At 46.4% G+C, this 21,558-nt stretch carries 23 protein-coding genes; 11 read left to right on the top strand and 12 right to left on the bottom strand.

Annotation, left to right across the window (positions count from 1 at the left end; all coding sequences use genetic code 11):
• The first annotated feature begins 13 nt into the window (after window positions 1–13).
• Window positions 14–370 carry an ArsR/SmtB family transcription factor gene (locus ACR3I3_RS01995; protein ID WP_440952910.1) on the top strand — a complete coding sequence of 119 codons (357 nt, stop codon included), beginning with the start codon at window positions 14–16 and terminating at the stop codon, window positions 368–370.
• Entirely contained in the window at window positions 367–1,491 is a 1,125-nt protein-coding gene (locus ACR3I3_RS01990) for an SO_0444 family Cu/Zn efflux transporter (RefSeq protein ID WP_440952909.1), read from the top strand. Before ACR3I3_RS01995 ends, ACR3I3_RS01990 begins: the two co-directional genes overlap by 4 nt.
• A 39-nt stretch (window positions 1,492–1,530) precedes the next feature.
• Here ACR3I3_RS01990 and ACR3I3_RS01985 read toward each other — a convergent pair whose 3' ends face one another.
• On the bottom strand, window positions 1,531–1,764 hold the full coding sequence (locus tag ACR3I3_RS01985; protein WP_440952908.1) for a hypothetical protein: 234 nt from the start codon (window positions 1,762–1,764) through the stop codon (window positions 1,531–1,533).
• Window positions 1,765–2,216: 452 nt separating this feature from the next.
• Here ACR3I3_RS01985 and ACR3I3_RS01980 point away from each other — a divergent pair, with 452 nt between their 5' ends.
• Both ACR3I3_RS01980 and ACR3I3_RS01975 read left to right on the top strand, forming a co-directional pair.
• Window positions 2,217–4,148, top strand: coding sequence for a hydantoinase/oxoprolinase N-terminal domain-containing protein (locus tag ACR3I3_RS01980; RefSeq protein WP_440952907.1), 1,932 nt, complete (start codon window positions 2,217–2,219; stop codon window positions 4,146–4,148).
• A gap of 235 nt (window positions 4,149–4,383) precedes the next feature.
• Window positions 4,384–4,530: a hypothetical protein gene (locus ACR3I3_RS01975; RefSeq protein ID WP_440952906.1), complete on the top strand. Its 147-nt coding sequence runs from the start codon at window positions 4,384–4,386 to the stop codon at window positions 4,528–4,530.
• A gap of 53 nt (window positions 4,531–4,583) precedes the next feature.
• Here the strand turns inward: ACR3I3_RS01975 and ACR3I3_RS01970 are convergent, their stop codons facing one another.
• Window positions 4,584–4,763, bottom strand: coding sequence for a hypothetical protein (locus tag ACR3I3_RS01970; RefSeq protein WP_440952905.1), 180 nt, complete (start codon window positions 4,761–4,763; stop codon window positions 4,584–4,586).
• A 165-nt stretch (window positions 4,764–4,928) separates the two neighbouring features.
• On the opposite strand from ACR3I3_RS01970, the gene ACR3I3_RS01965 reads away from it, so the two are divergent.
• On the top strand, window positions 4,929–6,068 hold the full coding sequence (locus ACR3I3_RS01965; RefSeq protein WP_440952904.1) for a class II fructose-bisphosphate aldolase: 1,140 nt from the start codon (window positions 4,929–4,931) through the stop codon (window positions 6,066–6,068).
• A 35-nt stretch (window positions 6,069–6,103) separates the two neighbouring features.
• Here ACR3I3_RS01965 and ACR3I3_RS01960 read toward each other — a convergent pair whose 3' ends face one another.
• Window positions 6,104–6,616: a YdeI/OmpD-associated family protein gene (locus ACR3I3_RS01960; protein WP_440952903.1), complete on the bottom strand. Its 513-nt coding sequence runs from the start codon at window positions 6,614–6,616 to the stop codon at window positions 6,104–6,106.
• Window positions 6,617–6,787: 171 nt separating this feature from the next.
• On the opposite strand from ACR3I3_RS01960, the gene ACR3I3_RS01955 reads away from it, so the two are divergent.
• Together ACR3I3_RS01955 and ACR3I3_RS01950 are read left to right on the top strand one after the other, a co-directional pair.
• A complete protein-coding gene (locus tag ACR3I3_RS01955; RefSeq protein ID WP_440952902.1) occupies window positions 6,788–7,579 on the top strand; it encodes a hypothetical protein in 792 nt (263 codons plus the stop codon).
• A gap of 4 nt (window positions 7,580–7,583) precedes the next feature.
• Entirely contained in the window at window positions 7,584–7,898 is a 315-nt protein-coding gene (locus ACR3I3_RS01950; RefSeq protein ID WP_440952901.1) for an LptM family lipoprotein, read from the top strand.
• 70 nt (window positions 7,899–7,968) lie between these two features.
• Here ACR3I3_RS01950 and ACR3I3_RS01945 read toward each other — a convergent pair whose 3' ends face one another.
• The 5 genes from ACR3I3_RS01945 to ACR3I3_RS01925 form a co-directional block, all read right to left on the bottom strand.
• Window positions 7,969–9,132: an ABC transporter permease gene (locus ACR3I3_RS01945; RefSeq protein ID WP_440952900.1), complete on the bottom strand. Its 1,164-nt coding sequence runs from the start codon at window positions 9,130–9,132 to the stop codon at window positions 7,969–7,971.
• On the bottom strand, window positions 9,119–9,859 hold the full coding sequence (locus tag ACR3I3_RS01940) for an ABC transporter ATP-binding protein (RefSeq protein WP_440952899.1): 741 nt from the start codon (window positions 9,857–9,859) through the stop codon (window positions 9,119–9,121). Before ACR3I3_RS01940 ends, ACR3I3_RS01945 begins: the two co-directional genes overlap by 14 nt.
• Window positions 9,816–11,147, bottom strand: coding sequence for a COG1361 S-layer family protein (locus ACR3I3_RS01935; RefSeq protein WP_440952898.1), 1,332 nt, complete (start codon window positions 11,145–11,147; stop codon window positions 9,816–9,818). Before ACR3I3_RS01935 ends, ACR3I3_RS01940 begins: the two co-directional genes overlap by 44 nt.
• A gap of 17 nt (window positions 11,148–11,164) precedes the next feature.
• Window positions 11,165–11,782, bottom strand: a complete 618-nt coding sequence (locus tag ACR3I3_RS01930) for a YIP1 family protein (RefSeq protein WP_440952897.1) — start codon at window positions 11,780–11,782, stop codon at window positions 11,165–11,167.
• 78 nt (window positions 11,783–11,860) lie between these two features.
• Complete coding sequence (locus ACR3I3_RS01925) at window positions 11,861–12,166, bottom strand: DUF167 domain-containing protein (protein ID WP_440952896.1); 306 nt, start codon at window positions 12,164–12,166, stop codon at window positions 11,861–11,863.
• Window positions 12,167–12,968: 802 nt separating this feature from the next.
• Here ACR3I3_RS01925 and ACR3I3_RS01920 point away from each other — a divergent pair.
• The 4 genes from ACR3I3_RS01920 to ACR3I3_RS01905 all read left to right on the top strand — a co-directional run bounded on the left by ACR3I3_RS01920 (window position 12,969) and on the right by ACR3I3_RS01905 (window position 17,421).
• Window positions 12,969–14,216, top strand: a complete 1,248-nt coding sequence (locus ACR3I3_RS01920; protein ID WP_440952895.1) for a Glu/Leu/Phe/Val family dehydrogenase — start codon at window positions 12,969–12,971, stop codon at window positions 14,214–14,216.
• A gap of 133 nt (window positions 14,217–14,349) precedes the next feature.
• Entirely contained in the window at window positions 14,350–15,075 is a 726-nt protein-coding gene (locus ACR3I3_RS01915) for an NAD(P)-binding domain-containing protein (RefSeq protein WP_440952894.1), read from the top strand.
• A gap of 347 nt (window positions 15,076–15,422) precedes the next feature.
• Window positions 15,423–16,751, top strand: coding sequence for a type I glutamate--ammonia ligase (glnA, locus tag ACR3I3_RS01910; protein WP_440952893.1), 1,329 nt, complete (start codon window positions 15,423–15,425; stop codon window positions 16,749–16,751).
• Between the two features lie 103 nt (window positions 16,752–16,854).
• Window positions 16,855–17,421: a hypothetical protein gene (locus tag ACR3I3_RS01905; RefSeq protein WP_440952892.1), complete on the top strand. Its 567-nt coding sequence runs from the start codon at window positions 16,855–16,857 to the stop codon at window positions 17,419–17,421.
• Here the strand turns inward: ACR3I3_RS01905 and ACR3I3_RS01900 are convergent, their stop codons facing one another.
• From ACR3I3_RS01900 to ACR3I3_RS01885, 4 genes are all read right to left on the bottom strand, one after another.
• A complete protein-coding gene (locus ACR3I3_RS01900) occupies window positions 17,422–17,700 on the bottom strand; it encodes a DUF1894 domain-containing protein (protein ID WP_440952891.1) in 279 nt (92 codons plus the stop codon).
• Window positions 17,701–18,702, bottom strand: coding sequence for a phosphoribosylformylglycinamidine cyclo-ligase (gene purM, locus ACR3I3_RS01895; RefSeq protein WP_440952890.1), 1,002 nt, complete (start codon window positions 18,700–18,702; stop codon window positions 17,701–17,703). It abuts the gene before it with no gap.
• A gap of 13 nt (window positions 18,703–18,715) precedes the next feature.
• Entirely contained in the window at window positions 18,716–20,128 is a 1,413-nt protein-coding gene (locus ACR3I3_RS01890) for an aspartate kinase (protein WP_440952889.1), read from the bottom strand.
• A 130-nt stretch (window positions 20,129–20,258) separates the two neighbouring features.
• Window positions 20,259–21,476 carry an S-layer protein domain-containing protein gene (locus ACR3I3_RS01885; RefSeq protein WP_440952888.1) on the bottom strand — a complete coding sequence of 406 codons (1,218 nt, stop codon included), beginning with the start codon at window positions 21,474–21,476 and terminating at the stop codon, window positions 20,259–20,261.
• Between the last annotated feature and the right edge of the window lie 82 nt (window positions 21,477–21,558).

Raw genomic sequence — 21,558 nt, 5'->3', positions numbered from 1 at the left:
TGTTCATATATTCATGCAACCAGACACATCCTGTGAGCGCATTGACCCTGAATATATAAGCTCTCTTGTCTCCGGTCTGCCTGATGAGGATGCAATTCTGAGACTTTCCAATATCTTCCATGCACTCCGATCAGGGCCACGCCTGAAGATGATGTATCTGCTGCTGGAAAAAGAGATGTGTGTGTGCGAGCTTGAGTTAGCTCTCGGGATGAGCCAGTCTTCCATATCCCACAATCTTCGCACCCTTCGACAGCTTGACCTTGTCAGGTCCCGGAAGAAAGGGCGCTTTGTTGTGTATTCTCTCGCCGATGAACATGTACAGATGCTTCTTGAACTTTCACGGAAACACGTCACGGGGTGTATATCATGAGCTTCGCGGAATCTATCATGGCAGCATTCTATGGCATAACGTTAGGGTCATGGTACATCTTTGCAGAAGCAGCTCCATATCTTTTGCTGGGTTTTGGTATCGCCGGTCTGTTACACGTTTTCGTACCGGATGATAAGATCATGCAATATCTGGGAAGGTCTGCGGGAAAGCTAAGGTCTGTGATCAATGCCTCACTTTTGGGGGTACCTTTGCCACTCTGTTCCTGTGGTGTTGTACCCACAGCCCTGTCTCTGAGAAAAAGAGGGGCCACAAAAGGCGCAACTCTTTCGTTCCTTATCTCAACCCCCCAGACGGGCGTGGATTCTATTGCCATAACATATGCGCTGCTTGATCCGATCATGACAGTGTTCAGGCCGGTGGCCACGTTTGCTACTGCTGTTGTCGCAGGCACAGCCGAGAATATCCTGAACATCCCAAAGGATGGCAGGGATGCTCCATCCGGTAAAGGAACACCTTTGAACGTGTTGGCGATGTCCTCTGCAACGGGATCATGTGGCTGTAGCTCATGCGGCTGCCATGAAAACGAGGATGTGGATGAGAGCGGAAGCCTTGTCCGAAGGATCAGGTCAGGTGTCAGGTATGCTTACATAGAACTGCTTGGCGATATCGGTTCATGGCTTATAGTAGGCGTCATTGTTGCAGGTATAATCTCTTACCTTGTCCCCGCCGATCTTGTTGGCAGCTATCTTGGTGGTGGGATCACATCAATGCTTCTTGCTCTTGTTGTGGGAATACCGCTTTACATTTGTGCAACCGCTTCCACGCCTCTTGCAGCGGTCCTTATCCTGAAAGGGATGAGCCCGGGTGCAGCGTTTGTTTTCCTGCTTGCAGGTCCGGCAACGAATGCAGCTACTATTACCATGGTGCTGAAGTTCCTTGGCAAAAGGACGACGGCAGTTTATCTTTCATCCATCGCGCTTTGTGCGGTTGTTTGCGGGCTGATCCTGGACCAGATATACCTGAGGCTTGGTATCGATGCTCTTTCAATAGCCGGAAGTGCCAGTGAGATCATGCCTGATGAGGTGAAGAACATATTTGCAGTGATACTCATACCGCTGTTGCTTTACGGCATGTACACTAAGAAAAAGTGTGCTGAATAAATGGTGCTTGTTTCTGACAGGTATGGCCACTTTCATTGTTCAATGATTTAGCCTATGCCTGTGGTCAGATAGCATATTACGCATACGTTCCTTGAAAGTATCGATCAGTACTTCCCCTATCTCCTCGCTTCCGAGTGCCATGCGGTTGTTGATCATTGTGTTATCATCAGCAACGATCTTTTTTCCTTCTGATGGTGGGATGGCAACGATCTTACCAAAGCTTTCAGGATATGTTATTTCGTTGTTTTTCCATGAGAAGTCATGTTTTTTCATAAGGGTCACATCCATTCAATTTGTCGATATATCTTCAAGTTTGACTATGTAGTTATTGATATATATAACACACGACCAAGAATTAATATATTTAGATGGCCATTCTTATATTTTTCATGTGCAGAATTTCTTCGTGAGTTCTCATCTATTTTTATATGTTCTATCTTTAATAAGTTACTCAGGAATTCACTGGGAAATGCCGGTTTGATACCATTCTGTGATCATGATCTCTTTTATAGGCTTACATGCGGAAATTTCTGAAATATATTGACCTATCTGTCTCATTATCTATATTTATAATGCGCCTCTTGGTATCGTTTTTAGATGTTAACACTGATAAATAAATACGATATGTTTATGTAGGGGTCTATTTTCTTATCGTTTAGTTATAGGTCATTTTGAAAGGCCAATGTTCAAATTGTTCATTTCATGAGATAAAGGAGTTGTTTTGGATGAAATACAGTCTTGGTATAGACGCAGGTGGAACTTATACAGATGCTGTACTCCTGAGGGATTCGGATGAGGTTATTGTTGCTTCTAATAAAGCACTCACTACATATCCTGATCCTCTGGAAGGTATAAGAAATGCAATTGATGGTATCGATGAAGAATATCTCAAGGACGTGAAGGTCGTCTCGGTTTCGACCACACTTTCCACTAATAGTATTCTGGAAGGAACAGGTTTTCCTGTGGGTCTTATCCTTGTTGGGAATTATGAGATCAACCAGGAGCTTCCAACTGAACACTATGTTCAGGTAAGCGGAGGCCACAATTATAATGGTATAGAGGCAGCACCTCTTGATGAGGATGCTGTGAGGGAGTTTGCAGAAAGGGTAAAAGATGATGTGGCCGCTTTTGCAGTTTCTTCATATTTCAGTATTCGTAACCATGAACATGAACTTCGGGTGAAGGAGATCGTCAGGGAAGCTACCGGACTTCCGGTTGTTGGTGCACATGAGCTTTCCCAGGACCTTGGTGCTTTCGAAAGGGCAGTTACTGCATTCTTCAATGCCCAGCTTATTCCTATCACTGAAAAGTTCATGTCCACTGTGGAAAAGTACATTGAATCCCGGGGAATGAACGCAAAGGTATTCATGCTCAAATGTGATGGTTCTGTCATTGGGATCAGAAGTGCCCTTGAAAAGCCGATAGAGTCGATCTTCTCTGGTCCGGCCGGCAGTCTGGTAGGCGCATCTTTCCTGACAGGCAATGAGACCTGCGCTGTGATCGATGTGGGTGGAACAAGTACGGATATTTCGGTCATCACCAACGGTGTTCCCGAAATGAGCGAATCCGGAGCTGTTGTTGGGGGCTGGAAGACAAGGGTAAAGGCCATAAAAATGGAGACCTCTGCAATGGGTGGTGACAGCGATGTATGGGTCAAGGACAATCATGTGAACATCGGTCCCAGAAGGGTTATCCCGCTTTGCCGTGCTGCAGATCTCTATCCGGGCTTCCTTGATCAGCTCAGGACCAACCCCATGCCTTCAAAAGGACTTCTTGGTATTCATTTCCAGCCTGCCAAGTTCTTCATCAGGACTGGTTACGAACCGATGGGTCTGACCGATCTGGAGAAAGAGGTACTGGCTACAATATCAGAGACCCCTACATCATTAAAGGAGATCAGGGCACGCATGAAGAAGTATCCGGCAGCAAAGCATCTTGATGTCCTGCTTCAGAAACGCCTGATACAGACCATAGGCTTCACACCTACGGATGCTTTGCATGTACTTGGGGACTATGAAGAACATACTGTTGAGGCATCGGTCATCGGGGCAGAGTATCTTGGTTCACTTTGCAAGCGGGATGGTAAAGAATTTGCAGCTTTTGTGAAACAGGAGTTTGCCAGGAACATGGCATCAGACCTGATGACCTTCTTCCTTGAGGGTGTCTCAAAGGAGGAGATCCGTAAGATATTCGATATTGATTCTCCTGCAAAGTTCAAGGTAGGGATCCCTGTGGTCCTGATCGGTGGTCCTGTTGTAGCATATCTCAATGAACTTAATGAGATCCTTGATGCGGATATTGTGGTCCCTGAACACTCGAACGTCGGTAATGCAGCAGGTGCACTGGCAGCAAAAGGTATCAGAAGGGTGGACTTCCTGGTCCGGCCGGCATCAATGGCTGCTCCGGACTGGGAGTTCTATGTATTCTCTGAGTACGGAAGAGTGAGCTTCTATGAGTATGAAGAAGCGCTTGAATATGCTACAACAACCGGAAAGGAAACTATCATACAGTATATGATCGATGCAGGACTGGACCCCGAGCATGTGCAGGTTGATGTGAAACAGGATGAGATAATCCCTGATGGCTGGGATCATCCGCTTGAAACAAGGATACGCGTGATGGGTGTTGGTATCAGTCTCATGGAAGAAGAATGCTGATCTGGCATTGCCCCTTCTTCTTTAATTTATTCTATCTGTAGTCACAGTTCTCTTTTTCATCTCTCTTTTTCTGTTCTCCCGGATCAGCTTCTCAGACAATTTCTTTGACCAATAGTTATTGTTCCGGTCATTATCCTGGAAACGGTATGTTTTTACCCGCTGGCAAAATTTGAAGTAGCATTGAGTTCAACTCTTATGTATTGATTTCTTCTGCTAAACGGGGGGTTGATGCCGGATGAAATTATGTGACGGTAAAAATAATAAAGAATGGCTTACCTGTCCAGCCATTGGTCTGATCTCTATACTGATATTTGTAATATTGGGTATACTGATCTATGAGGCCGTAGTGATCAGGCTCCTCCAGATCATGTCTGGTTCCTGAACATCAGCAAATGTACTTTGAAAGGCAGTTTTATCAAAATGAGCGTAGCCCGGTTATTCGTTGTCTATGCCGTTCATTTTGTTCCTTTCATAATTGACTATTCTGCGAACTACCAGCTTCTTCTTTCCCATCCACATGTTAGGTACTTCCGGGTAGTTCTCTTTTGCGTAGTTGTAAAGCTCATCTGTTGTCATGTTTGAAAGTTTGTTTTCCAGTTCAAGGATCTCTTTCATTTTTTTATCCCCCTTGTTTTTCTTAAACACATTACGGAGGCCAATATTTATCCTTTTTGGTATTCTGTACAATAACTGACTGATATATTTTAGAATAGAAATGATTATGAATTGAGACGTGTATTAAGTACCAAACTAATATGAAATAAATTTGAAGGTAATCATATGAGCAATGATAATTTTGAGCCAGTACCAAGTTCATTAATGTTTAAGAGCCTGCTTGACAAGGACACTATCATAATGACAGCCAACCCAAGGATAGCACTTGTCATGAAAGGCATCATGCGTGCGGCCAAAGATATGGATGCACCTCTTATCTTTGAGCTTGCAAGGTCCGAGTGCAATCTGGAAGGTGGATATGCAGGACTTACACCTTCTGACCTCTCAAGGATGGCAAGAGAAGCAGCAAAGGAAGTGGGCTTTGATATGTGGGCTTTGCATGCTGATCACATCGGTATCAAGAAAGGGACCGACGAGGACATCGAGTCCACAAAAGAACTGGTCAGTGCACAGATCGAGGCAGGATACACCTCTTTTGCTATCGACGCATCCCACCTCTTCAACTTCCAGGGTGGGAACCTTCGCGAAGAGCTCGCTGACAACATCGATGCAACCACAAAGATAGGCCTTCACATCAAGGAGAACATGGGTGACAAAGAGTACGGTCTTGAGGTAGAGGTCGGAGAGATCGGCAGGGAGGATGAGCACGGCAGGGTACTTACCCGTCCAGAAGAGGCAGTCACATTCATCAAGGCATTGAACGAGAACGGTGTGTTCCCTCACTTTCTGGCCATTGCCAACGGAAGTGCACACGGTAACACCTACGATGCAAACGGAAACCTGATCGAACAGGTATCCATCGACATCGACCAGACCATTGCAGTGGCACAGGCATTGAAGGACAACGGGTTGGATGTGAGGATCGCACAGCACGGTATCACCGGAACACCTCGTGACCTTATTCACAACCATTTCCCACACGGCGACATCGTCAAAGGAAACGTCGCGACCTTCTACCAGAACATCGTCTGGGATATCTTCAAGGTCTACGAGCCTGAACTCTACCAGGACATCTATGACTGGACCATCACAACCTACAAGGAGAAGGCACCGGGCAAGAACGACACCGAGATCTTCGGCAAGTTCAGCAAGTTCGCGGTCGGTCAGTTCTTTGACAGGATCTACTCTGTGGGTGATGACACAAAGGCCGCTATCGATGCAATGTGCTATGCTGAGACCCTTTTGTTCATAAAGGCATTCAACGGTGAGGGCACTGCCCAGATCGTCAGGGACTCAATGAACTAAGATCTTTAATTGCAGTGATGTGATCAGTAATAAGGTCACATCATTCCTGGTCTTTTATTTTCCCGTGCCCTTTCCACAACGCTGTTTATTCTTCTGGCCCGGGTCTCTTCACGTTTTGCATCCATAACCCATTCTATGTAGTTCCTTCTGTAACCGGGAGCAAAAGACGAGAAGTTCTTCCAGGCCATCTCATCAGCCTTCAAGGCTTTTTTCATATCTGTCGGAATGTCATCCAGGTTTATTCTTTGTGGCTCCGGAGGTTCATTGAGCGCATTGCCAAGCTTTTCCATGCCCGTTTTTGTCATTTTCCCCTCTTCGATCATCTTTCTTGCCCTTTGCTTGTTCGTTTCCGACCACTTACTTCTCTCAGTTCGGGGCGTGTACCTCCGGGCATAAGTTTCCTCATCGATCCTGCGGACCTGGCCATCTATCCAGCCAAAACAGATAGCTTCCTCAACTTCGTCCTCATATGGGATCACAGCTTTCCCGGTGTGTTTCTTGTAGTGGACCAGCCAGATCTCCTTTTCAGTGGAGTGGTGTTCTTCCATCCATTTTCTCCACTTGTCTCGGGTTTCCACATGAAGGGTATTCATAGCATCATTTTTGGTGGTAGTCTGTTATATCATTTCTCACAAGGTCAGCTTGTTTTCATTTCTTCCTTTGACCTCCAAAATGGTTATATCACTAATGTATGCATCTCTAATGCGGGAGGATGGCTCGTGAAATCACAGAAAGTATCTTTTATTGCGTTGCTTGTTCTGATCATGCTTCTGTTGCAACCAATTGCTGTGACTGCATTGTCTGCAAGTGAAGCTAAACAGGAATGGCATGATGCGAAGCAGGCAAGTATAGAAGCTCAGCAGGCCCACAGGGATGCAAAGATCCAATGGGCAGCAGACAAGTCCGAGGAAAATAACCAGAAAGTCATTGATACCGGTAAAGAAGCTTTGCATGCTGCACTTGATGAAGTGGAAGCATGGCTGATATGGAAAGACCTAGAGGTAGAAGAGAACCCGGATATTCCTGATGATCTGAAAGAGACCATTCAGGAGGATGTCGATACCAATCTCGTGAAGATCGATGAGCTGAGGGCAGACGTTGATGGTGTGGAGAACAGGTTCCAGCTGGGTGCGGTTTTCCTGAAAATGGTCGGAAGCTATTTTGAGCTGGTATCCGATGTTGCAAGGAACAGCGGCTTTGTCTGGGTCCATACAGCGAACGAACATGCTGATACTCTTGAAGAGTATGAGACAAAACTGCGTGAGGCAGCTGAGGATATGGATGACAATGAAATGATCCTCGAAAAGCTGGACATGGCAAGTGCCGAGATCGAGGATGCAAGGGCGAATATAGACAATGCCGAGGAAGAATACGAACAGGTGCGCATCCCCGGCCAGCCGTTGATCAAGTTCTCAAATGGTAACAACTATCTGCGTATCGCCAGGGGAAATATGCTCTCTGCACATGGATATCTGAATGAGGCCTATGGTCTGATGGTCAGGGGAGACTGATAATATGAAGCGAATGATACTTGCGATCTTGATTGTAGCTACAATGTTGCTTGTTAGTGGCTGTGCCCAGAATGGCGATGTTCCTGAAGATGAAATAGGTGATGTAGTGACAGAGGATATGACCGAGGTGCCTGAGGATGTTGCTGAGGATATTGATGACACAACGGCAGATGTTCCTGAAGATGTCATTCCTGAGGACGAGGTCTCATCAACAGAACATGATAACATCTCTTCCATCTCACAGGAAGATCTCGATAAATTAAAAGAAGAACTTGAAGGGCTCGAATTCGAAGACATGGGTGGACTTTCCGAGGAATGACCACCTTCTCTTTCTTTTTGTTAATTCTCTTTTTCCCGTTTTAAAGAACAACGCTGATCTTCCTGTTTGCTCACTCGTAGCGTAATGCATCCAGTGGTCGCATATTCGATGCCTTCCATGCCGGGTACATGCCGCCAATAAGGCTTGTGGCAACTCCGAACAGTATGCCCTCGAATATGTAGAGCAGTGTTGAAAGGGAGAACAGGTATGATGTGTTCTTAATCACCAGTGAGAGAATCAGGTACCCTGCTCCGATGGTGAACAGTCCTCCGATAAGGCTTGCAGCAACTCCCAGAAGCAGTGCTTCCAGAAGGAACATTGTGAGCACATCCTTTCGTGAGGCTCCGACTGCTTTCATCACACCGATCTCCCGGGTGCGTTCCATGGTGGACATTAGCATTACGTTCAATATGCTGACGCCGGCTACCAGAAGGGATATGGACCCGATCCCCATTAGGAACAGGGAGATGGACTTGAATGCCTCATTGATGCTTTCGAGGATGATGTTGGTCGCAAAGACTGTGACAACCTCTTCTTTGCGGTTCAATTGCTTTTCAATGTCTTTCTGTATGTCATTTACCTTGTCAAGTTCCTCTGCCCGGACGATGACGAAATCATATTCATCTCCTTCTTCAGGGTACATCTTCTCATACATCTGTGCCGATGTGAACACTCCGGTATCTGCATCGATATCGAATCCCATTCCCCTCTCTTTCAGGATACCCACGACCCTGAGCCTTGAATCCCCTATCTCTATCTTGCTTCCGAGCTTCAGTTCCAGGTTATCGGCAATGGATGCCCCAACCACGCAGTCAGTGGAGCCGGATTTGAAGAACTGTCCCTCTTCCACTTCTACCAGCTTTTCCAGGTCTTCACGTTCAATGCTGTAGATGGACCCAAAGGTATAGCTGTTCTTGTATTCGACCCGATCTCCCGTTGAATAGGCAGGTATGATGGCATCTATCCCGTCCACTTTCTTCATCTGGGATATCTGCTTTTCAGTGATCCCGTCCTCTCCGGGTGCAGGGTAGATGAGAAGTTTATCGCCAATGTCCCCGAACGAATCGGTGACCGACATCTTCAGGCTGTTCCCGAGTATTCCCATGGATGAGATGGCAATGACGCCGATGATGATGCCTATGGCTGCAAGGACCGTCCGGAAGGTCTGTCGCTTCAGGTTCCTGCTTGCCAGCTGCAGGTACATGTTGTTCCGGATCTCCTCAATAGATATCATCGGACACCTCTCCGTCCATCAGCACAATGGTCCTGTCGGAATATTCTGTAAGCTTGTGGTCATGGGTAACAACTATCAGGGTCGTACCGGCTTTGTTCAGCCTGACCAGCAGTTCCATGATACTTTTTCCTGTCTTTGAGTCAAGGTTACCTGTAGGTTCATCTGCAAGAAGTATGGGTGGCCTGTTCGCAAGGGCTCGGGCTATGGCAACCCTTTGCTGCTGTCCGCCAGAAAGCTCGTTGGGTCGGTGGGTTGCATATTCCGCATCAAGCTGTGCCTGTTTTAGTGCCCACATGGCTCTCTTTTTACGTTTTTCCGGGGGGATCCGGCTGAATATCATCGGGATCTCCACATTCTCGAGTGCTGTCAGGGTCGGTATGAGGTTGAACTGCTGGAATATGAATCCTATATTGTCCCTGCGGATGGTCGTAAGTTTGTCATCATCGACCTTTGTAACATCCGTTCCGTTGATCTTCACTTTGCCTGATGTCGGTTTGTCAAGACACCCTACCATGTTGAGAAGTGTGGACTTTCCGGAACCGGAGGTACCCATTATTGTAATGAATTCTCCCTTCTCAATGGTTATGCTAACCCCGTTGAGAGCATGCACCTCACTTTTTCCGAGGACATAGCTCTTCCTGACATTCTGCAACCGGACTATCGGATCGGACATATGTTCTCCATCAGTCTTTGTTTTCTTCGGTGTCAGCTTCATCGAACTTTCCATTCACTTCCTCACCGTCGAAGTCTTCATAATCAGGATCTTCGTCATCGGAATCGTTCTCATCAGGGTCTTCAGCTTCTTCCAGTTCTGCTGCCTTTCTCTTCTTCCAGGTGTACGCGATGACCCCTCCAATGGCTATGGTGATCACTCCAATGAGCCCCCACATCCATATAGGTGTGTCCTGATCGTTACCGGGTGCAGCTGAAGCACTTTCGAGGTCAATGTAACCTGTCACTGATGAATACACATTGTCCGTATCACGGAACTCGATGAGGATGGGTATCTGTTCGACATCAGGGGAGAGGATGCGTGCAGACAGTTCGAAGCTGCTGAAGTCATCGGCTTCCAGTGTACCCACGAAGTAGTTGGCATATGGCTGTACAGGTTTGATGTCTTCGGAACCCGCAACGGATACGAGCACGTTCTTTGCATCGGTTGTGCCAAAATTATTGATGTCCCCGATGATGGAGTAACTGTTCCCCGTCTTTGTTACTTCGATGCTTGTGAAGATAAGGGATGGCTGGTCAACCACATTGATCTCTAGGTCCGTATTTTCGGAGGTGTGGTAGTTATCGCCATTGAAGAATGATGCTGTGAAGGATAAGTTCTTCATTCCGGCGGGGGATGCCATGGTGTTGAGTGTGATCTCAACTGTGGATTTGTTACCTGCGGGTATGTTCCCTACAAAGACCTCTGCAGGATTGAAAGATACATTCTCTCCCTCAGGTCTGATCATGACGTTTGTGACCTCGTTGGGTCGGGTGTTGATGATGTCGATCTCTATGGTCGAGATCTCGTTCATCACGGTCGTCGGCATTGTTGCCAATATAAGCTTCAGGTTCCTGTCATCGATCTTGACCGGTATGTTGTAGTTAAGATCGTTCATGTCACTTCCGCCCACAAGTTCCATGGTCAGGAAGTGAACTCCATTGTCTGCTGTCTCCTTTGCACGTATGTTGAATGCCAGCTTTATGGTGTCCCTGGGTCCCAGGAGACCGATATCCGTGTGTTCTTTGTTGAGGATCTCGATACCGTCATTGCCGCCAAGTGCTATACTGGCAATGTAGGCGTTCATATCGAAGGTCTTGTCATCCTCCTGAACGTATATCTCACCGTCTGCCATGTTCTCTATGGATATGGTGATGGTTCCGGTGTCTCCCGGCATAAGGACTGCCGGCTCCATGGAATAGTCCACAACAACGGTCGGGCGGATATCCGTATCGGCCGCTGCCGGTGCAACAAGCACCAGTAGCAATACCATTGCTATGCTTATAGTGGCCTTTGTTATCACTTTATACACCTATGGACTTACATGAACTTACTTGCAGTGTACAATATATAGAGTCCTACAGGCACCAGTACGGATATTGCTGCGTTCTTTACGCTCATGTGCCTTGCATGGACAAGTCCGAATATCCAGATGTTTGCACTCCATAGTGTGAAAAGGATACCCAGGATCATTGACATTCTCATTGTGGGGTCATTGAGCATTGCCTGTTCCATGAGTTCGGGGTTCTGCATGTCGAAGTTCTCCATTGAGAAGGAGGTAGCTATCACAATAACACCTATGATGCTGCTTGCAATGGATGGGATGAAACCGTATGCAACAGCTTCAAGAACGCGCTTGAAGCTTCCCTCTCCTCCAAGGATGGATGAGATTGCATAGAAGACACCTGAATATATGATCCACATGAAGAATGCACCGATAAAAGCACCAATCGCTGCTCCAATTGCTCCTATGCTTGCAAAAGCTGCCGCTTCAGGGGGAAGGATCTCCATGATCTTCCGGGTCATTATCACACCATTAATTGCACCCAGCACTGCAATGACAAGTATTATGAGGATCGGAGTTCTCATTTCAACTTCAGTTTTGGCCTTTTCTGCAAAGAAGCCATTTGGATTAGTAAGAACTTGAGTAAGTGACATTCGTTTTTATATGCAAACAACAGTATATATTATTGATGGTTTCTTTTTTTAGTCAGGCCGCAGTTTATTTTGTCACATCTACCCTTCAAGCATCCTGACAGCTTCATCATACTCGAGGCCTTTTATCTCAACTGTCTTCTTTGAACTCCTTGCGCCTGATCTGATCGCAATGCTGGCAGTATTTATCTTAAAAAAGTCTGCAAGGCTGTTTATGAGCTCCTCGTTTGCCTTTCCTTTCTGGGCAGCGGCTGTCAGTTTTATCTCTATTCGCTGTCGCCACTGGTTATAGCCTTCGGGAAATGAGGCTTTCCTGGAACCGGGTGTCACTTCCAGTTCAATGGTTATGCTGTCCCCTTTATCCTTCAGTGCGTTTTGAAAAGACATGGATGTTGTCCTGTTACAATATAATATGAATAATATGAATGTCAATTTCAATGTGATCCTAAAAGATGTCGATAATGCTGTAGCCCGGCCCACTAACTCCGAAAGATCATCCTAATGGGATCCCCGCTGTCCCTTCCGGTTTCCCTCGTGTCAGGCTTATGTCGCATTATCGTATGTGCCGCATTGAGGTTGTCTGTACATTCACTGAAAGGCTCTGCCATATTCTCATGCAAGGACCTTACAATGCGCCATCTGATACAACAAAGTATCGGAATATAAATGTATCGTAAAAGATGGGAATGGCCATAAAATATCTCCTGTACTAATATATTTAGACAGGATGATCTCCTGTCAGATCTTGCTTGTGATTTCTTCCCTGCCTTTACAGTCAAATCCTTGGATTGGTCGATTGATACGTTTTTTGCTGGTTTGTTTTAGAGGTGGATGTCGTACACTGTACTCCATGATCCTGTTATATGCTTGAAATGTTGGCTGATATATGTTGTAATTTGACAACTTTTATATATCGTTACTCTATGGCATTTCTTATATATCATTAACTGGTTACCAGAAAGTGATTTCCGCTATTTTTTTATAGTATTAATTAATTCGCGCTAACAAGCAACGACACTATTATATACACCCTCTCGGTAATAGCTAGCCTAGTCATCTGGCTGGTTGTAGGACTCTATACTCACGAATCAGATGATTAAAAAAAATATTAACAAAAAAGGCTATATATCTCTCATGGTCTTTTAAAAAAATAGTATTATTATCTAAAATTAAATGCGAGGTAAATTCTATGGCAGAACAGAACCCATTTGAAAATGCAAGAAAGCAGTTAAAGAAGTGCGCAGATATCCTTGAGCTCGATGAAGGTATCCATGAGATCCTCAGGAACCCAATGAGGGAAATGCACGTATCCCTTCCTATCCGCATGGACGATGGATCCGTAAAGGTCTTCCAGGGATTCAGGGTACAGTACAATGATGCAAGGGGTCCAACAAAAGGTGGTATCCGCTTCCACCCAGAAGAGACCGTTGACACAGTCAAGGCACTTGCAGCATGGATGACCTGGAAATGTGCAGTAATGGACATCCCTCTCGGTGGAGGTAAGGGTGGAGTTATCTGCAACCCTAAGGAAATGTCCGCTGGTGAGCTCGAGCGCCTTTCAAGGAAGTTCATTTCAAGCATCTCAATGATCGTAGGTCCTGACAAGGATGTACCTGCACCTGATGTCTACACCAACCCACAGATGATGGCATGGATGATGGACGAGTTCTCCAAGTTCGCAGGCAAGAACCAGGCTGGTGTCATCACCGGTAAGCCACTCAGCATCGGCGGTTCACTCGGCCGTGGTGACGCAACAGCACGTGGTGGTCTCTACGCAGTCCGTGAAGCAGCAGAAGAGATCGGTCTTGACCTCAAGGGCGCAACAGTAGCAATCCAGGGATACGGTAACGCAGGTTACTTCGCTGGTGTACTCTGTGAAGAGCTCTTCGGATGCAAGGTCGTTGCTGTCAGTGACAGCAGGGGCGGTGTCGTGAACATGGACGGTCTCAGTGCACAGGCAGCACAGGACCACAAGATGGAAACCGGTTCAGTTGTCGGCCTCGCAGGAACAGAACCAATCTCCAACGAAGACCTCCTTGAGCTCGATGTCGATATACTTGTCCCAGCAGCTCTTGAGCACGTCATCACACACGAGAATGCAGAGAACATCAAGGCAAAGATCGTGGCAGAACTTGCAAACGGTCCAACAACACCTGAAGCAGACGAGATCCTCTTCGAGAAGGGTGTACACCTGATCCCTGACTTCCTCTGTAACGGTGGTGGAGTTACTGTATCCTACTTCGAAATGGTCCAGAACTTCTACATGTACCGCTGGAGTGAAGAGCGTGTCCACAACCGTCTTGACGCTAAGATGACCAACGCATACCACGCTGTCCTCGAGGCTTCCAAGGAATACAACATCAACATGAGGACCGCTGCATACGTCGTTGCTGTAAACCGTGTTGTTGAAGCAATGGCAGACCGTGGATGGTTCTAAGTATTGCTTAAGAATTCAAAAATACCTCTTGGGTCTTGAAGGGAGAGGGCCCATCCCTCTCTCTTTTTTACCCGCTCTGCTTTTTTACTTAACAAAACAGATATAACTAACCTTGGAGATTAATGGGATTGTTATGAAGATCGCAATACTTGGTGGAACTGGTAATATTGGTAAAGGATTTGCTCTCCGATGGGGTCAGAAACATGATGTGATAGTAGGCTCCCGAAGTGCAGAAAAGGCCATGGATGTAGCATCTGAATATACTAAGATACTGCAGCATAGGGGCATTGATGCAACTATTGAGGGTATGGATAACAGGGCAGCAGCAGAAGCTGCAGATGTCATTATAGTTGCAATACGCTACGAACAGGTGCCATCAGTCGTTGAGCTCATCTCTCCGGTATTGAAGGATCAGATAGTTGTCTCTGTGGTAGTTCCTATGGAGAAGGACCGCTGCTATATCAAGCAGGAGGGCTCCAATTCTCCGATAACCATTGACGCCTCAGATTCAAAATACAATGCCGATTATTTCTGTTACACAACTCCTGAAGCAGGCAGCGCCGCCGAGGAGATAGCATGTCTCCTGCCGGAAGGCACCGAGCTGGTATCAGCTTTCCACAATGTTCCTGCAAAGAAACTTGCAGATCTTGACATTGATCTTGATTATGACATTGCGGTCTGTGGAAATTCCATGTATTCAAAGAATGTGGTCTTTGATCTTGTAAGGGATATCCCTAACATGCGTCCTCTTGACATTGGTCCTATTGAGACCTCTGGTATGGTTGAGTCACTGACACCTCTGGTGATCAACATTGCCATACGCAACAAGATGCATGATGTAGGTATTCGCTTTGTTTAAATCGATCACTAAGCAGGCATAGGGTTAAGGGTCGCTGTATCTTACCAGTGACTATATATCCTATTCCTGCTAATTACTGATTGGCTTCTGATAAGGGAAACTGAAAGATTCCGTCCGTCAATATTAATTTGGATTTCAAAAATATCCCCTCAAAAAGGGATCTACAGTTTCCTTCTTTACCTTATCCTTTTGCCAAAGTACTTAAATAACGTTTTCTGACATATTTTTATGAAGGACCAATTGGATCTACCAAAAACATGATATATTAACGGTAGGTTTTAGACCATAAATTCATATATACCTCTAAGCAATTAGGCACAAATCAATACATTGATGTGGGCGATGCAATGAATATCAATACCAAAGAAGATGTACTCAAGGCCATTGAGGCAAACAATGTTAAGTTTATCAGGCTGCAGTTCACGGACATTCAGGGTGTCGTGAAAGATGTCGAGATCCCCGTGACACAGGTAGAAAAAGCACTTGGTTCGGGAATATCCTTTGACGGCTCTTCTATTGAAGGTTTTGTCCGTATCAATGAATCGGACATGGTCCTGAAACCGGATGTCTCCTCATTTGCGATACTCCCATGGGATCAGGCCAAGGGTGTCGTCGCAAGGATGATATGTGACATCTATCTGCCCGACGGAACTCCATTTAAAGGCGATCCTAGATATGTCCTCCAGCAGGTTATGAAGGAAGCTGAAGAGATGGGCTTTTCACTCAATGTGGGTCCTGAACTTGAGTTCTTCCTTTTCGAGAAAGTGGATGGTAAAGCAACCACCATACCTCATGATTTTGGCAGATACTTTGAGTTCGCACCTGCTGACCTTGCAGAGGATATTCGCCGTGATATCGTCCTTACTCTCATGGAACTTGGATTTGATATCGAGGCATCTCATCACGAGGTTGCTTTCGGTCAGCACGAGATCGATTTCAAGTATGGCGATGCACTTTCCACTGCTGACAATGTCATGACATTCAAGTATGTTACCCGTACCATTGCAAAGCTGAACGGCTTGCATGCAACCTTTATGCCAAAGCCTATCTTTGGTGAGAACGGATCAGGCATGCACGTGAACCTCTCCCTTTCAAAGAACGGGGAGAATGCTTTCTACGATCCGGAGGGTGACATGCAGATAAGCGATGAGGCTCGCTACTTCATTGGCGGACTTCTTAAACATGTAAAAGCCATCACAGCTATTTCCAACCCTCTTGTAAACTCTTACAAGCGTCTGGTACCTGGTTACGAGGCTCCGGTATACATTGCATGGTCCGGTGCCAACAGAAGCTCCCTTATCCGTATCCCTGCTGCAAGAGGTAAGGGTACCCGTGTGGAGCTCAGGAGTCCTGATCCATCATGTAACCCATATCTTACCTTTGCTGCCGTCCTTGCAGCAGGTCTGGATGGTATCAGGAACAAGATCGATCCGGGAGAGTCAAGGGAAGAGAACATCTTCGAGCTTTCTGACAAGGGTCTTCAGGAGCTTGGCATAGAGACACTCCCATCAACCATCAAGGATGCTGCAAATTACCTTGCTGAAAGTGACCTCTTGCACGAGGCACTTGGTGAGCACGTCCATGAGAACGTCCTGAGGCTTGCAAGAGCTGACTGGGATGCATATCGTATACAGGTCCACGACTGGGAGATCGAAAGATACCTTAACACCATTTGAGGGTCCCTGACTCTCATTTATTCTCTTTTTATTTCGTCTGCCTCTCCTTCTTTTCCGGAATACACAGGAAAATTTAAGGCCATTCAATGTTTAGTTTCCTCTCATGACAGACGTGATGCTTCTCTGGGACACCCCTTTGCTTTTTGAGAAACTCTTTGAGGAAAACGGCCTGAAATGTCAGCGCATCCTTTCCACTGCTTTGGGTACACCTTTTCTTCCTTCATGCAAATGTGTCATCGTCCCCACGGGATTTGCCAATCCGGCATACACGAAGATCCTTCCGGGGATCGAAAGGAATGGGAAAGCGTTTGAAAAGTTCGTAAATGCCGGAGGTGTACTTGTCGTATTCGGAGCTCTTGTCACAACCTATGATCACGACTGGTTGCCCATGAAGCTCACATATACAGAAAAACACGGTGAGACCAGCCTTCATCGTGTGGGGGAGCATGGGGCACAGTGCATAGTCTCAGATCCTGAGATGGTCGTGGAATGTGACGGGTATTTCTCTTCCACAGATGGCAATGTTATCTTAAACAATGACGATGGTCAGGCTGTAATGGTGGTAAAAAAAGTAGGTGAAGGGTTGATAATTGCCACGACGGTCCACGAGTTCCCTTCCCCGGATTTCCTCGGTTGTGTCATGGATAATGCCAGAAGATCGAAGTTATGATCATTTCATGGCATTGCGCAATTTTTCTATCTCGTCCTGTGCATCGCGGATCTTCAGTATGAAAAGCCCGCTGCATGGTTTTATGAACTGGAATATAAGGTCATTCCCCTTGACGCCGATGGGGATGGAGTTTCCTCCGTGGAGGAGTACTCCCCGTATCTTATAACCACCTTTGACGTGATAGACCTCATCACATTCCTTCTGGATGAAGTCTTCACACTGTTGTGGTGATCCTCCCTTCAGAAGGATCTCATAGGGTATGTCGTTGATACAGGCCATTTATACTATCTCGAGGTCTCCGACACGGATGCCGCTTTCCACGATCTTTCCGACTATCTTTCCGCCGGTCATCTCGGCTGCCTTCTGAGCATCTTCTTCAGGCAGGATGATCAAAAAGCCCATTCCCATATTGAATGTGCGGTACATCTCAAGATCGTCCACATTGCCTTCTTCCTGAAGGAACCTGAAAATGGAATTTGGCTCGATCGGGTCAGTGATATCAAATCCCAGGTCGGTCACTCTCCTGAGTTTCAGGAGACCGCTTCCGGTGATGTGTGCAAGTCCGTGAACGTCACATTCCTTTATTACATCGAGGACTTCCATGTAGATCCGTGTTGGTATCAGCAGTTCGTCACCAATTGTCGTCTCTGTGTTGTATGGGAACCTGTCGTGATATGAATATCCTGACTGGTCGACTATCTTCCTGACAAGTGTGTATCCGTTGCTGTGTACTCCGCTGCTTGGAATTCCTACGAGTACATCGCCAAGCTGTACCCTCTCGCCGGTGATGATCTCGTCCTTCTTCACCATTCCAAGGCATGTGCCTGCAAGGTCAAAGCCGTTTACGATCTCCGGGAGTGTTGCTGTCTCTCCTCCGACGATGGTCATTCTTGAGATCTCTGCTCCCTTTGTAAGTCCCTCGCCGATCTGACGTGCGAAATCATCGGTGTGCTCCTCAAGTGCAAGGTAATCCACGAAACTGATAGGTTCTGCACCGATTGCCAGAAGGTCGTTCACATTCATGGCGATACAGTCGATGCCAACTGTGTTCCAGCGTTTCATCTCATTTGCGATGAGCACTTTTGAACCGACACCATCGGTTGCCATTGCCAGCGCATATTCTCCGAAATCGATGAGGCCTGCATAGTGGCCGATATCTGTCAGCGGAGCTCCCAGACCCTCACGCCTGTATGTCATTCCGCCGGTCAGTGCTTTGATAGTGGACTCTTCTTTTTCGATGTCCACTCCGGAATCTGCGTATGTAAGATGTTTCTCACTCAATTCTATGGCCTCCTTATTTTTCAGCTTCCTTCTTTGACCCAAGACCGAATTCCTGGTGCAGTACCCTTACTGCATTTTCTGCATCATTCTCTTTGATAGTGAAGGAAATGTTGTGCTGTGATGATCCCTGGCTGATCATTATTACATTGATCTTATCCCTGCCGAGAGCTCCGAACACCTTCCCTGCAACACCAGGGATGCCATCCATTCCGGCACCTACCACTGCTACAACACAAACATCCTTGTCATACACGACTTCCCTGACAACATCTTTGTTGAATTCGGATTTCAATGCTTTCAGGGCCATCTTAAGGTGTGCATCATCTACAACAAGGGACATGTTGGCTTCGGAAGAGCTCTGGCTGATCATGACGATGTTGACTCCTGCGTTTGCAAGTGCGGAAAAGATCCTTGCTGCTGTACCGATGGCTCCCACCATCCCTGCTCCTGATATGTTGATAGCAGCCACTTTCCTTATCAGCGTCACTGCTTTTACAACATCCTCAGTGCGGGTCTGGTCTGCAACTACAAGCGTACCGGGATGGTCGATATCGAAGGTGTTCTTGACACGAACAGGTATGCCGTGCTTGATAGCGGGTTCAATAGCACGTGGATGGAGCACCTTGGCACCGAAATATGACATCTCCATTGCTTCGATGTAGGATATCTGTGGAATGGAGGATGCTTCCGGGACGATCCTCGGATCGGTCGTCATGATACCGTGTACTTCTTTCCATAGCCAGATCTCGTCAGCGTGGATGGAAGCACCTACAATGGATGCAGTGTAGTCTGAACCGCCACGTCCCAGGGTTGTGATGATCCCCTTCTTATCCTCTGCAATGAATCCTGTTATGACAGGGATCGAGGTCTCCACAAGTGGCAGTATGTTGCTCTCTACCTGCTCATAGCTTTTCTCCAGAGGCTGTGCATTTCCGTAATCACTTGTTGTTATTATGCCTGCCTCTCCGCCTGTGAATGGCATTGAGCCTGTTCCAAGTGAGCGTATAGCGCCGCTGATTATAGGTACTGCAAGGCGTTCTCCGTATGATGAAATGTAATCAATGGAACGTGGTGTGAGCTCACCGAGGTAACAGATTCCGATAAGTGCTTTCTCAAGTTCGTCTATGCGGGTGTCAATAGCTTCGATGACCTCGTCGGCGATCCTCTCATCATCGATCGCAAAGCCAATGGCATCATAGTGTTTTTTGGCAAGGTCTGTCATAAACTCCTTTATCTGGGCGACCTTCCCTTTCTGTGATGCTTCTGCTGCGTTCGTGAGCAAACCGTCTGTGACACCGCCAAGTGCTGATGTTATGGCAACGACCTCATTCCCGGCTTCTCTGTAGCTGATCAAAAGCTCTGCAACATGACGTATCTTCTTCCCATCAGCAATGGAAGTACCGCCGAATTTCATTACATATCTCATAATCTGATCACGTTCTGTATTAGGCTTGATTTGGAATGTGGCTATAAACACGGCAGTGTAATATAAAGATTATGAAAGGCGGAATCAATTTGCCTTCCTTTTTATGTGAATATAAAAGGGAGGGAGTCGTTCAGCTGAACTCTCTCTTAAAGAAGAAAACAGTAAGTGCAAGGAGAACTGCAACTACGATGTAGGTGAAAGCTGTAGATCCGATCGCCTCCCTGGCAGAATCGGATACGCCTCCTGTGACATTACCGGTTGCATTCTCACCATCTTGGATGATGTCATCGACCTGATCTGATATGGAGTTATCATCCCGGGATGTTGTCCCTTCTTCAGTATCCTTTGCTTCGACCCTGAATGATGCCTCCTTTGATGACACACTTCCGTCCGTTGAAACGGTTTCGATAAGTATCTCATGGGTGCCGCGATCAAGCTCGTCCGTAACTGATGCATAGAGTCCATCGTCAACATCGTATCGGACATCTATCATGTCATCATCAACATAGATGGTCACTTTGGCAGCATCATCCTCAAGGTCATAATATATGATGGCCTTCTCATCTTCCCGGACAATGTTCCCGGCCAGTCCTTCTACACTTATATCGACATTTGTCTCAACTTCCACATCTTCTCTCTGTGAGATCTCCTTCAGGAAAAGTATGTGAGTGTCAGTGCTCTCAAAGAAGTCATATACCTTTGCGATGACGATCGTACGGGTCTCTCCATCTACATTCTTGTAGTAACTGAAGATATCTCCTGCTTCCATGTCCTTCACTTCCCTGACAACATGGTCGTTCTTTTTCAGCGTTACTGTGATGGTCTGCTCATCTGTATCAAGGTCGGATGCTGTGAGTGTGTACCCTTCCTCCAGGTCCATTTCATCGCCGATGTCCACAGAATCTGACCTGTCATATATCAGGAAATCGTCGATGTCCCTGGTAGGGTCCCTGAACTGCTCGATCCTTATCCTTGTGGCAGTATCCTTTCCGCTGGTAATAAGCTCCTTTGGAGTAATGCGGAATATCAGGTATTCGTCATCCTCCTCATCGTCATCCTCTGCTTCGATGGTAAGTATGTATTCGAAGGGATCGTTCTCTTTTCCGGTGCCTTCGCCATCTTTTACGAGTTTCCCATTGTGACGTACCTCTACCCAGACATCCTCGTTATCCTCATTAATATCAACTATCTTGAGCGTATATCCCTGGGCAAGGGAAAGTTCCGTTCCTATTTCCACAACACTTTCCGAATAATGTATTATCGGTTTGGTCGGGTCAAGGGATGCTGCAGGCGTTGCTGCAAACAGCATGGCAAATATTGCTATGAGTACAAAATGTATATATTTCATTAAACGTCACCATTCACGAAGCACATTTAAACACTGTTAAAATGAGCATATTGTCTTTATAGTTTTGCCGATACCTTCATTT

The organism is Methanococcoides mangrovi (genome assembly GCF_052057775.1).
Lineage (GTDB): Archaea > Halobacteriota > Methanosarcinia > Methanosarcinales > Methanosarcinaceae > Methanococcoides.
Note: the sequence above shows the minus strand (reverse complement) of the source record. Positions and strands in the feature narration are given on the sequence as shown.